General features: G+C 70.7%; 11 protein-coding genes and 1 pseudogene. 8 read left to right on the top strand and 4 right to left on the bottom strand.

Annotated features, from left to right (window positions below):
- The 7 genes from pnp to purB form a co-directional block, all read left to right on the top strand.
- Window positions 1-1,844, top strand: a 1,844-nt coding sequence (gene pnp, locus VF794_RS16665; RefSeq protein ID WP_331111552.1) for a polyribonucleotide nucleotidyltransferase, incomplete at its 5' end; no start/stop codon positions are given.
- 181 nt (window positions 1,845-2,025) lie between these two features.
- Window positions 2,026-2,781: a hypothetical protein gene (locus VF794_RS16660; protein ID WP_331111551.1), complete on the top strand. Its 756-nt coding sequence runs from the start codon at window positions 2,026-2,028 to the stop codon at window positions 2,779-2,781.
- A 12-nt stretch (window positions 2,782-2,793) separates the two neighbouring features.
- Window positions 2,794-3,804 carry a M23 family metallopeptidase gene (locus VF794_RS16655; protein ID WP_331111549.1) on the top strand — a complete coding sequence of 337 codons (1,011 nt, stop codon included), beginning with the start codon at window positions 2,794-2,796 and terminating at the stop codon, window positions 3,802-3,804.
- A gap of 48 nt (window positions 3,805-3,852) precedes the next feature.
- Window positions 3,853-4,308, top strand: a complete 456-nt coding sequence (gene dut / locus VF794_RS16650; protein ID WP_331111547.1) for a dUTP diphosphatase — start codon at window positions 3,853-3,855, stop codon at window positions 4,306-4,308.
- A 103-nt stretch (window positions 4,309-4,411) separates the two neighbouring features.
- On the top strand, window positions 4,412-6,598 hold the full coding sequence (locus VF794_RS16645) for a protein kinase domain-containing protein (RefSeq protein WP_331111545.1): 2,187 nt from the start codon (window positions 4,412-4,414) through the stop codon (window positions 6,596-6,598).
- A complete protein-coding gene (locus VF794_RS16640; RefSeq protein ID WP_331111543.1) occupies window positions 6,595-7,545 on the top strand; it encodes an ABC transporter substrate-binding protein in 951 nt (316 codons plus the stop codon). The genes VF794_RS16645 and VF794_RS16640 overlap by 4 nt, the downstream gene beginning before the upstream one ends.
- Window positions 7,542-8,855, top strand: a complete 1,314-nt coding sequence (gene purB, locus VF794_RS16635; protein ID WP_331111541.1) for an adenylosuccinate lyase — start codon at window positions 7,542-7,544, stop codon at window positions 8,853-8,855. The genes VF794_RS16640 and purB overlap by 4 nt, the downstream gene beginning before the upstream one ends.
- Window positions 8,856-8,857: 2 nt before the next feature.
- Here purB and VF794_RS16630 read toward each other — a convergent pair whose 3' ends face one another.
- Both VF794_RS16630 and VF794_RS16625 read right to left on the bottom strand, forming a co-directional pair.
- A complete protein-coding gene (locus tag VF794_RS16630; RefSeq protein ID WP_331111539.1) occupies window positions 8,858-9,814 on the bottom strand; it encodes a phosphoribosylaminoimidazolesuccinocarboxamide synthase in 957 nt (318 codons plus the stop codon).
- A complete protein-coding gene (locus VF794_RS16625) occupies window positions 9,811-10,398 on the bottom strand; it encodes a hypothetical protein (protein ID WP_331111537.1) in 588 nt (195 codons plus the stop codon). Before VF794_RS16625 ends, VF794_RS16630 begins: the two co-directional genes overlap by 4 nt.
- 52 nt (window positions 10,399-10,450) lie before the next feature.
- On the opposite strand from VF794_RS16625, the gene VF794_RS16620 reads away from it, so the two are divergent.
- Window positions 10,451-11,233, top strand: a complete 783-nt coding sequence (locus VF794_RS16620) for an RNA methyltransferase (protein ID WP_331111535.1) — start codon at window positions 10,451-10,453, stop codon at window positions 11,231-11,233.
- Here the strand turns inward: VF794_RS16620 and VF794_RS16615 are convergent.
- A complete protein-coding gene (locus tag VF794_RS16615) occupies window positions 11,230-11,499 on the bottom strand; it encodes a vegetative protein (RefSeq protein ID WP_331111533.1) in 270 nt (89 codons plus the stop codon). The genes VF794_RS16620 and VF794_RS16615 overlap by 4 nt on opposite strands.
- Window positions 11,500-11,642: 143 nt before the next feature.
- A pseudogene (locus VF794_RS16610) lies at window positions 11,643-11,908 on the bottom strand (hypothetical protein); the annotation flags it as partial.

The following is an 11,908-nucleotide window of genomic DNA, read 5'->3' as shown; positions in this document are numbered from 1 at the left end:
TCGCGAGCGTCATCTCCGCGGACCCGGAGCACGAGGGTGACATCCACGGCATCACCGGCGCCTCGGCGGCGCTGTGGGTGTCGGACATCCCCTTCAACGGTCCCATCGCGGGCATCCGCGTGGGCCGCGTGGACGGCAAGCTCATCGCCAACCCCACCCTCAAGCAGCGCGAGCTGTCGGACATCGACCTCGTCATGGCCGTCAGCCGTGAGGCCATCGTGATGGTGGAGGGCGGTGCCGAGGAGGTGAGCGAGGCGGACATGGTGGCCGCGCTCGAGTTCGGCAAGCAGGCCGCGCTGCCCGCGCTGGATCTCCAGGACGAGATGCGGCGCGCGCTGAACAAGACGGTGCGCAACTACGACCGCGTCGCCGCGGTGGCCGAGGATCTCAAGGCCAAGGTGCGCGCGCTGGCCTGGGACGGCATCGTCCACGGCTACACCATCAAGGAGAAGGCGGCCCGCTACGACGCGCTCTCCAAGGCCAAGAAGGAGGCCCTGTCCAAGCTCAAGGAGCAGCTGGGCGAGGGCTTCACCTCCCAGGTGGAGAAGCACGCCAAGTCGGTGGTGGAGGACCTGAAGTACGAGCACATGCGCACGCTGACGGTGAACGGGGGCCGCATCGGCGGCCGCGGCCACGACAAGGTGCGTGAGATCACCAACCAGGTGGGCGTGCTCCCGCGCACCCACGGCAGCGCGCTCTTCACCCGCGGCGAGACGCAGGCGCTGGTGGTGGCCACGCTGGGCACCTCCGACGACGAGCAGCGGCTGGAGCTGCTCGGCGGCATGTCCTTCAAGCGGTTCATGCTGCACTACAACTTCCCCCCGTTCAGCGTGAACGAGACCAAGCCCCTGCGCGGCCCCGGCCGGCGTGAGGTCGGTCACGGCGCCCTGGCCGAGCGCGCCCTGCGCAACATGCTGCCCCCGAGCGAGAAGTTCCCCTACACCGTGCGGCTCGTGTCGGACATCCTCGAGTCCAACGGCTCGTCCTCCATGGCCTCGGTGTGCGGTGGCACGCTGGCGCTGATGGACGCGGGCGTGCCCATCAAGGCCCCCGTGGCCGGCATCGCCATGGGTCTGGTGAAGGAGGGCGACCAGGTCGCCATCCTCTCGGACATCCTCGGTGACGAGGACCACCTGGGCGACATGGACTTCAAGGTGTGCGGCACCTCGAAGGGCATCACCTCCATCCAGATGGACATCAAGATCACCGGTCTGACCACGGAGATCATGAGCCGCGCGCTGGAGCAGGCTCGCCAGGGCCGTCTGCACATCCTGGGCGAGATGCTCAAGACGATGGCCGAGCCGCGCAAGGAGATCAGCACCTACGCGCCGCGCATCACCACCATCCAGATCCGCCCCGAGTTCATCAAGAACGTCATCGGGCCGGGCGGCAAGGTGATCAAGGACATCATCGCCCGCACGGGTGCCGCCATCAACATCGACGACTCGGGCCGGGTGGACATCGCCAGCGCCAACGTGGAGTCGGTGAAGGCGGCCATCGCGATGGTCCAGGCGCTCACCCGCGAGGCGGAGATCGGGAAGATCTACACGGGCACGGTGCGCAAGATCGCCGAGTTCGGCGCCTTCGTGGAGCTGTTCCCGGGCACCGACGGCCTCATCCACATCTCCGAGCTGTCCGACAAGCGCGTGAAGAGCGTCTCGGACGTGCTCAAGGAGGGCGATGAGGTGCTGGTGAAGGTGGTCAGCATCGACAAGACCGGGAAGATCCGGCTGTCGCGCAAGGAGGCCATGGCCGAGCGCACCGCCGCTCAGCAGGGCACCGCCGCTCCCGCCGACGCCGCCGCGCCGTCCCCCGAGGCCACCCAGCCGGGCGCCAAGGCCTGATTCGCGCACGGTGACGCAGACCCTCACCCTTTCCCTCTCCCAGAGGGCGAGGGGGAGGGGCACGGTCGACGCCCTCTCTCCGCTCCGGCGGGGGAGGGCGTTTCCCTTTGCGGGCTCCATCCGGAGAAGATCTTCCCGCGGATTCGTGCGTTGATGTCTGGGTCCGCTTCCGGAGCCTCGTGTGAACCGCTCGCCGACCGCCGCCCCGCCCGAGGGTCCTCTCAGCGCGCTCTCGCGCTTCCTTGGGTATTTCCGCTGGGCCTTCATGCCGCTCGGCCTGCTGGCGCTCATCACCGTGGGCGTCCATGCCGCCGCGGACACGCTCGATGACCGGCTCCTGGTCGTGGTCGACCTGGCCGATGCCGCCTTCGACCGCCTCGTGGGCGGTTTCGATCTCACCGCCCCCCTCGTGGACCTGCTCTCCCTGGAGCGGCGCACCACGCTCGCGCGAGCCCTCGCCCTGTCCTGGGAGCTGGCGGCGGACGTGGTGCTCGCGCTGCCCGCGCTCGGCTACCACGAGGAGCACGCCCCTCCGCACCACACCTGGCGCGCGACGCTGGCGCGGTGCCTGCGCAGGCCCACCTCGATGCGGTGGCTCCGCCCGCTGGCCACCGCGCTCGTGGCCGTGGCCGGGGCCTGTACCGTGGCTCGGCTCGTCCAGGGCACGGTATACCTCTCCTGGCGCGAGCTGCTCGGTGAGGGTGCGGCGGATGGGGTGGCCCGTGGCCTCGCGCTCGCGGCCCTGGTGGGGCTCCTGTGGCGGCTGGGCGGGCGCGCCGTGCTGCGCAACCTCCAGCACGCCGATGAGGCCTCCGAGGCTCATGCACGCGGCTTCGCCCAGGCCCTCGCGTACGGGCTGCCCGGCTCCGCGCTGGTGGCGCCCCTCGCGCTCGCCGCCGTGCTCGATGCCTCGCCCCTGCTGTCCTTCTTGCGCTGAGGAGAGAGCCCCATGTTCTCGCGCAATGCCCGAGGGTTGCTCGACTTCTCCCTGGCCCTTCTCTGCCTCTGGACGGCCTGGCACCACACGCCCGCGGGCGCCCTGGTCCGACGGGCCTCGGCCTGGGCCTTGGGTGGCCACAGCACCGCCCGCCCGCTGCTCGCCTACTACGACGGCGTCAGTGGCACCGGTGTGTCCGCGCCCACCCTCGTGCCCGGGACGCCGCCCCTCCGGCCCTTCGCCGATGGCGAGGCGCTCGCGTATGGCACCCACCTCGCGTTGAGGGGACTCTCCCCCAAGGCCCGGGCTCCGGCGCTCGCGCTCGCCGAGGAGCTGGGCATTCCCCCCGCGTCCCTGCTGGACGAAACCCGTGGCCCCGCCGCCGCCCGCAGGCTCCACGAGGCCCTGGCCGAGGGCTTCCCCCAGGAGGAGTCCCGCCTCACCGCGCTCTTCGTCGGCCGTGTGCCGGCGCGCTACGCCGTCGAGCGCGTGGCGGCCGAGGGCGGTACGCCCGGTCTGGAGCAACTCGCCCGGCAACTGCCTCCCGGCTTCGAGGACTCCACCGTGGCGGCGGCCCAGGCGCTCGCGCTGTCCACGGCCTTCGGGCTCGCGTGGCCCGTGCCGGAGAGCGCGCCGGTGTCGAGTCCCTTCGGCTACCGCCTGCACCCCGTGCTGGGCACGCGCAAGCTGCACACGGGGGTGGACCTCTCCGTGCGCGAGGGCACCGAGGTCCACGCGGTGGCCGACGGCACGGTGCGCCGCGCGAGCGAGGACGCCGTCAACGGCCGGGTGCTCATCCTCGACCACGGCCGGGGCGTGACGACGGCCTACTGTCACAACTCGGAGCTGGTGGTGCGCCCGGGGCAGCGCGTGACGCGCGGCGAGCTCATCGCCCGCTCGGGCAACACCGGCCGCTCCACCGGGCCGCACCTGCACTACCAGCTCGCGCTGTCCGCCCAGCCGGTGGACCCGCTCCGCTTCCGGGCCCGCTCCAGTCCCGTGGCCGACGAGTCCGCGCGCTGAGTGGGCCGAAAGCTCGCTTCCACGTCACGGCGTGGTACGTCGTCGGACATGGCCTCCTCCATCGCCGTGAGGGTCCGTCGTGTGCGCGCCCACCCGGAGCCGCTGCCCCTGCCTCGCTATGAATCCGAGCTCGCCGCGGGGTTGGATGTGCGGGCGGACATCGACGGCGAGCTCACCGTCGGGCCACTGGCTCGCGTGGCGGTGCCCACGGGGCTCGCCCTGGCGCTGCCTCCCGGCTACGAGGCCCAGTTGCGGCCCCGCTCGGGTCTGGCGCTGCGTCACGGAATCACCCTGTTGAACTCGCCAGGTACGGTGGACGCGGACTACCGGGGCGAGGTCCAGGTCGTCCTGATCAATCTCTCCCACGAGCCCTTCACCCTGCGGCGCGGCGAGCGCATCGCCCAGCTCGTGGTGGCTCCGGTCTCACACGCGGCCCTGGTCGAGCTGGAGGTGCTGGACGCCACCGAGCGCGGCGAGGGCGGTTTCGGCTCGACGGGCCGCTGAACCCGGCGTTCCTTGCCCAGTATCCGCGCGGCGCGGTAAGACGACCGAGGGTGCCTTCTGGAGGGCCCCGCCACAGCCCCCCACCTCCGGGAGTCCGACCGCTTTGCTCTGCTACCGCTGCGGCAGCCATGTCCCCGACAACAGCGAATCCTGCACCACCTGCGGGCTGAAGCTCGCGGGTGCCGCGCCGGGTGCGGCCGCTCCGCGCCGTCGTCCGGGGAGCAGTGTCGAGGCTCCCTACAAACCCGGTGACGTCTTCGCGAAGCGCTACGCCATCCGCGAGGTGCTCGGGCCGGGCCCGGTGGGCCATGTCTTCCGCGCGCTCGACCAGCAGATGGACGTCGAGGTCGCGCTCAAGATCATCAACCCCCGGCTGGTGCAGATGCCCGAGGAGCGCACCCAGTTCTCCCTGGCGATGCGCGCGGGCAAGCGGCTCGCCCACCCCCACCACGTGCGCATCTACGAGGAGGGAGAGGAGCGCAACCGGCCCTTCTTCACCATGCAGCTGCTGGAGGGCATGACGCTGCGGCGGATGATGGAGCAGCGCGCGACCCAGGGGCAGCGCTTCACCCCCAAGGAGCTGGAGCCCCTCCTGGCGCAGCTCGCCGAGGCCCTCGACAGCGCCCACAAGTTCGGGCCGCACTCGGACCTCAAGCCGGAGAACATCACCGTCCTGCCGGACATGCTCAAGGTGACGGACTACGGTCTGGCGCTGGGCATCCCGCGGCTGCCCTTCCTCCAGGCGCAGAAGGGCTGGCGGGTGGCCTCCTACGTCGCCCCCGAGTACGCCGAGGGCGGTGAGATCGACACGCGGATGGACATCTACTCGCTGGGCGTCCTCCTCGGCGAGCTGCTCACCGGCAAGACGCCCGAGCAGGGCCAGGTGCCGGAGCTGCTGGCCTACGAGCCGGAGCTGCCCTCGGGCCTGGAGTCGCTCTACCGGCGCGCCACCAACGCCAACCCGCTCGCGCGGCCGAGGACCGCGAGCGAGTTCCTGGCGGAGTACTCGGCGGTCCTGTCGTCGCGCCCGAAGCCCGTGTCGACGAGGCCCGGTGCGGCCCCGACGCCAGCGCCCGTGCCCTCGCGCGCGGCGAAGCCGGTCCCCATCAGCCTCACCGCGGAGCTGGCGAAGGCCAGCCTGGGCGAGGGCAGGACGCTTCCTCCCGTCCCCACGACGGAGCTGCCCTCCCTGGCCCCTCCGACGGTGCAGGTGCCCGCCGTGGGCCCCCCCACCCAGGAGGCTCCCAGGTCCACCCTCGAGGCTCCCGCCGCGGGGGCGCCCACCCTCGAGATGCCCCGCTCCGAGGAGCCACCTCCGGACGCCACCCAGCGGCTCGACCCGGAGGCGCTCGCCGAGCTCATGAGCGCCATCCCCAAGCCCGCCGCTCCGAAGCCTGCTCCCAAGTCTCGTCCGGCCCTGCCTCCGGTCCCGAGTGCCGAGCCCCGGCCCGTGCCGCCCCCTCCCGGAGTGGCCGCTCCCCGGACCGTGACGTCCGTGTCCCGCTCTCCGTTGGGGCTGGTGCTGCTGACGCTCGCGGGGCTCGGTCTGGGAGCGGCGGGCGGTTATGCGCTGTTGTGGAAGCTGCGCCAGCCCGCGGACGCTCCTCCGGCCACGGCCGCCACGGGCCCCACGGCGATCCAGGGGAGCGGGGACCCGTCCGTCGCCGTCCCTCGGAGGGTGGAGCCTTCCGCGACCGTGGTGGCCTTGGGGGGCTGCCCGCGGGGCATGAGCCTGGTTTCGGGGGGCTCCTTCAAGATGGGCACCGAGAACCCGCTGCCCGGGTCCGATGAGCTCGAACTCAAGGACTGGGAGCTGGACTCCTTCTGCATCGATCAGTTCGAGTTCCCCAATGAGGCGGGTGTGGTGCCCCGGGTGAACGTCTCCTGGTCCGAGGCCAAGGACGCGTGCGTGGCTCTCGGCAAGCGGCTGTGCACCGAGGCGGAGTGGGAGAAGGCCTGCAAGGGGGCCGGCAAGTCGCGCTTCCCCTACGGCCCCGACTTCGACGCGAACAAGTGCAACACGGAAGAGGTCGGGGGACAGGCCCGGACGCTGGCCGCCTCGGGCAGCTTCCCGAACTGTCATTCGACCGCCAGGGTCATGGATCTCTCCGGCAACGTGGCCGAGTGGACCGATCCGCTCCCGGGCACGCCCCGGAATCAGATGATGCAGAAGGGTGGGGCTTTCGACAGTCCGGGGGCCGCGGCGAGCTGCTCGGCGAGGCGGGGCAGCGCCCCCGAGCTGCGTTCGGGTACGGTGGGCTTCCGGTGCTGCGGGGGGACGAAGCGATGAGACGGTACGGGTGGCTCTGGCTGTGGGCATTGCTGCTGCCGGTGGTGGCCGTCGCGCAGCAGGCACGCCCGAAGGTGGTGGTGGTGAAGTCCGCGGCGCTCGCGCCCTACGCGGCGGTGGTGGCCGGCTTCAGCGCCGAGGTTCACGCCGAGGTGGTGGAGGTGACCCTTGAGGACAGCGCTCCCGCCGCGGCGCGCGCCTTCCAACGCATCGCCGCGCAGAAGCCCGCCCTGGTGCTGGCGGTCGGCCCGCTGGCGGCCAACACCGCGAAGCGCTCGCTGGGCGGGGACACCCCCGTCCTCTTCGCCATGGTGCCGTACTACGAGAAGTACGGGCTGGAGGGCCCCAACCTCACCGGCATCGCCCTCACCAGTGACTTCCGCCCCGAGCTGGCCGCCCTCAAGGCGGCGGCGCCCTCGGTCAAGCGCGTGGGCATCCTGCACGACCCGCGTTTCTCCGCCGGGTTGGTGGAGGCGGCGCAGTCGGCGGCCAGCCCGCTGGGCCTCTCCATCGTGCCGCTCGAGACGGACGGGCAGGCCAAGGCGGACAAGGTGCTCTCGGGCGCCCGGGAAAAGGTGGACGCGCTGTTGATGGTGGCCGACAAGACGGTGGGCAACGCCTCCGTCGTCCAGGAACTCATCTCCTTCGCCAGTGCCCAGCGCCTGCCGCTGGTGGGCCTCACCCCCAGTCAGGTGAAGGAGGGGGCCACGCTGGCGCTCGCTCCCAGCCCCACCGCCATCGGGCAGCAGGCGGGACGGCTGGCCAACCGCATCATCCACGAGAAGGTCGACCCCGGCGCGCTGGCGGTGGCGCAGCCCGAGGGGTTGGACCTGGCCGTCAATCTCTCCGCCGCCGACAAGCTGGGAGGCTCCAAGGACAAGGACGTCGTCATGGAGCTGCTCCGGTTCGCGGCCAAGCGGGACTTCCCCGTGAGGGTGTTCGAGTGATTCCGCGCTACAGCCGTAAGGAGATGTCCTCGCTCTGGTCCGATGTGGCCCGCCTGCGCCGCTGGCGCGACGTGGAGCTGGCCGCGCTGGAGGGCATGGTGGAGCACGGCATCGCGCCTCGCGAGGCGCTGGAGGACTGCCTCGCCCGTGCCGGCGACTTCACCGAGGCGGATGCCGCCCGCATCGAGGAGATCGAGCGTACCACCAAGCACGACGTCATCGCGTTCCTCACCTTCATGGAGGAGCGCATCGGGCCGAGCGCGCGCTGGCTGCACCTGGGGATGACGTCCTCGGACGTGCTGGACACCTCGCTGGGCATGGTGATGCGCGAGGCGGCGGAGCTCATCCTCCAGGGCGTGGCGCGTGCGATGGCGGCGGTGGAGAAGCGCGCCTTCGAGCACAAGCGCACGGTGATGATGGGCCGCAGCCACGGCATCCACGCCGAGCCCATCACCTTTGGCCACAAGCTGGCCATCTGGTACGACGAGCTGCGCCGTGCCGAGGCTCGTTTGATTCGGGCCCGTGACGTCATCTCGGTGGGGAAGATCTCCGGCGCGGTGGGCACGTTCGCACACCTGCCTCCGGCGGTGGAGGTGCACGCGTGCAAGAAGCTGGGTCTCACGCCCGCGCCGGCCTCCAGTCAGATCGTCCAGCGAGACAGGCATGCCGAGTACTTCTCCGCACTGGCGCTGCTGGGCGCGAGCATCGAGAAGTTCGCGGTGGAGATCCGCCACCTCCAGCGCACCGAGGTGCGCGAGGCCGAGGAGCACTTCACCGCGGGCCAGAAGGGCTCGAGCGCGATGCCGCACAAGCGCAACCCCATCCTCTCGGAGAACCTGTCGGGACTGGCGCGGTTGCTGCGCGGCTACGCGGTGAGCGCGCTGGAGGACGTGGCGCTCTGGCACGAGCGGGACATCTCGCACTCGTCGGTGGAGCGGGTGATTGGCCCGGACGCGACGATCGTCGCCGACTTCATGCTGCACCGCTTCTCCGGGCTGATGGAGAACCTGCGCGTCTACCCGGAGCAGATGCAGAAGAACCTGGAGCTGCTGGGCGGGGTGGTGAACTCGCAGCGCATCCTGCTGGAGCTGGCGCGCAAGGGGATGGATCGCCAGGCGGCGTACGTCATCGTCCAGCGCAACGCCATGCGCATGTACGAGCAGGGCGTGTCCTTCCGCAAGGCCCTGCTGGACGACGCGGATCTGCTCAAGGTGATGACGCCGGCGGAGATCGAGGACAGCTTCTCGGCCGGCTACCACATCAAGCACGTGGACGACATCTTCCAGCGGGTGTTCGGCCGCGGCGAGTAGCCTTAGAGGTACCCGCGCGCCTTGAGGTTCTTCTCGATGCGCGCGTGCACGTCGCCCACGTCCAGCGCGAGCGTCATGCCGGTAATCCGCTCGTAGGCCGCCAGGTACTTCTCCGCGAGCGACACGCGCACGTCATCCGGAATCTCCGGCGGCGTGCCATGGCCCTGGAAGCCCCGCTCGCGGATGAGCCACTGGCGGATGTTCTCCTTGTCCAGCATCCGCTGGTCCTCGCCCTTGGCGAAGCGCGTCTCGTACTCGTCGGCCACCCAGTAGCGGCTCGAGTCCGGCGTGTGGATTTCGTCGATGACGTACAGCTCATCGCCCACCTTGCCGAACTCGTACTTCGTATCCACGAGGATCAGCCCGCGCGTGCGCGCCCACTTCTGGCCCTCGAGGAACAGCCCCTTGGCCGCCTCGGTGATGCGCGCCCAGTCGCGTGTGCTCGCCAGGCCCCTGCCGAGAATCTCCGGCTCGGAGATGGGTTCGTCGTGCTGGCCGTACTGCGCCTTGGTGGAGGGGGTGAGGAGGGGCGCGGCGAAGGCCTCGTCCTTGCGCATCCCGTCCGGGAAGTGCACTCCGTAGGCGGTGTGGATGCCCTTCTGGTAGTCGCGCCACAGGCTGCCCGTCAGGTAGCCGCGCACCACCACCTCCACCGCGAAGGGCTCGCAGGCGCGCGCCACCGTCACGTTCGCGTCCGGCACGTCCAGCACGTGGTTGGGAACGATGTGCCTGGTGCGCTCGAACCAGAACGTCGCCAGCCGGTTGAGCACCTCGCCCTTGAAGGGGATGGTGGTCAGCACGTGGTCGAACGCCGACAGCCGGTCCGACGTGACGAGGATGAGCTGGTCCCCCCGGCGGTAGGTGTCGCGCACCTTGCCCTGGTAGTGCTGACCCAGGGCCGACAGGTTCGTCTGCCGGAGCGTGTGCGAAAGCTGCGCTTGGAGTGCGGAGGTGTTCACTGGGCCGCGCCCGACAGGGAAGCGGGACCTTGGGCCGCTGCCATGTACAGGAACGCGGGATTGATGCGCAGGATGCCGTCCACGTACGCCACCGCGTACGGAGCGCCCGACGCCCTGTCCACCTGCACGACACCGGATGGAGCAATCCTCCAATGGGACAAGAGCGTGCGCGCCACCAGCTCGGCCGCCTCGCGCTCCGAGAGGCCCTGCAGGCTCTCGCGCCGATCCTCCGGCCAGCGCTCACTCGCCCGTCCATCGAAGCTCAGCTCCAGCCGGGCACCCGCGTCCGGCGACTGGAGCAGGTCCGTCCGGGCCTCGAAGCCCGGTGCCGCAACCAACTCCCCGTGCTGGCTGATGGGGAACAGCACCAGGGCCTGCGCGGCCTGGCCCGCCTCGGTCTCCGAGATGCGCGCCACCTCCCGGTACAGCTCCAGGCGGCTGGACGGCGTCTCGAACTCGAGCAGCTCGGGTGGACTGGTGAGCACCTGCCGCGCGCCCAGGGCCGCGCGCACGGGGGTGCCCCCGACGCCACAACCCGTCAGGGTAACGAGAGATAGGAGCAGGCCAGCGACCCAGCGACGCATCAGGGGGGAATATACCGATGCGGGTCTGACACGGAAAGCTAAACTCGGGGGCATGCTTCCGGCCGTGAACCTCACCGTCATCCTCCACCAGACGCGATCACCGGAGAACCTCGGTGCGGTGGCCCGGGTGATGGCCAATTTCGGATTTTCCCGTCTCATCCTCTCGGACCCCTCCACCTACGCCTTCCGAGGGGCCGAGCGCCTGGCCGTCAAAGGGGAGTCGGTGCTGGAGTCCATGGCCGTGGCCCAGAACCTCCCCGAGGCCCTCAAGGACTGCGTGTACGCGGTTGGCACCACTTCTCGCACCCAGATTGAAGGCCGTCCGGAACTCACCCCCGAGGAGGCGGTGGCGCGGCTGGCCGAGCAGAGCCGGCGGGGGAGGGTGGCGCTGGTGCTGGGCAGCGAACAGCGGGGGCTGTCCAACGAGGAGCTGGCCTTCTGTACGGATCTGCTCGTCATCCCCACCAGCGAGGTGCAGCCCTCGATGAACCTGGCACAGGCGGCGGCGGTGCTGCTCTACCTGTGCTCGCGGGAGGGCCGGAAGCCCGCGGAGGCCGCCCCGGTGCCCCCCGAGGAGCAGGGGGCCCGCATGGGGACGGTGAACGCGCTGGGCGAGCGGATGAAGCAGGTGATGCTGGAGGCGCAGTTCCTCAATCCCCAGGCCCCGGAGCACGTCCTGCGAGAACTGGAGCGGAGTCTGCTACGGGCCCAACTCACCCAGCGCGAGGCGGAGCTCTGGCTCACGGCCTTCAAGCACCTGGGGCGGGCGATGGGCGCGGGCAAGGGCACTCCCGGGAAGGGAGCGCCCTCGCGAGGCCCGGGCCAGAACGACTAGGCGGCCGCGTCGGCCTTCTTGTACGTCTCGCCGTAGTGCTTCTCGCACAGGCCGGCCTTGGACGTCTTGGTGCGGCAGTCCGGCTTGGAGCAGGTGCGGTAACGGGAGTGGGGCAGCTCGCCCTGCCGCCACTTCTTGAAGTGGAAGAAGCAGTAGCTCTTGGCGCGGTAGGGACGCTTGCAGCCCTCGACGGTGCACGCCTTCTTGCCACCGCCCTTGGCCACGCGCGGCCAGTTCTTCAGGGTCGTCTTCTGTGCTTCAGCCATGGAAATGCTCCTGTTGCGTAACGGTGCCTCGCGTCACCATGGATGATGAGTCCCGCGGGGCGTGCAAAGGCGCTGTCTGTAGCGCTGGCTGAAACGGAACGCAAGGAGGCAGGCGGGGAGGCGGGCGGAACTCCCCGTTCTGACTAGGGTGAGGGGGCGTCCGGAGCCGGGGCCTGCCCGCCCGGCTGCTGTCCGGAACCGCTGCCGCCCGTCCCCGCCTCCCCGGCCGGGTGGGTGCCCGGCCCCTGGGAGGGCGCGGCGACGGCGGGGACGACCTCCCCCTCTCCGGGAAGCTCTTCCAGTCGCACCCGTAGTTTCAGGGGACGCTCGCCCCGGCGCACGCGGAGCAGCACGCTGTGGCCCACCCCCCGGGACGCCACCTGCCAGCGCAGCTTGTGGGCGCGCTCCA

This window comes from Archangium sp. (assembly GCF_036389735.1).
Classification (GTDB): Bacteria; Myxococcota; Myxococcia; order Myxococcales; family Myxococcaceae; genus Archangium.
The sequence above is the reverse complement of the archived record's forward strand: the minus strand, read 5'-3'. Positions and strand labels throughout refer to the sequence as shown.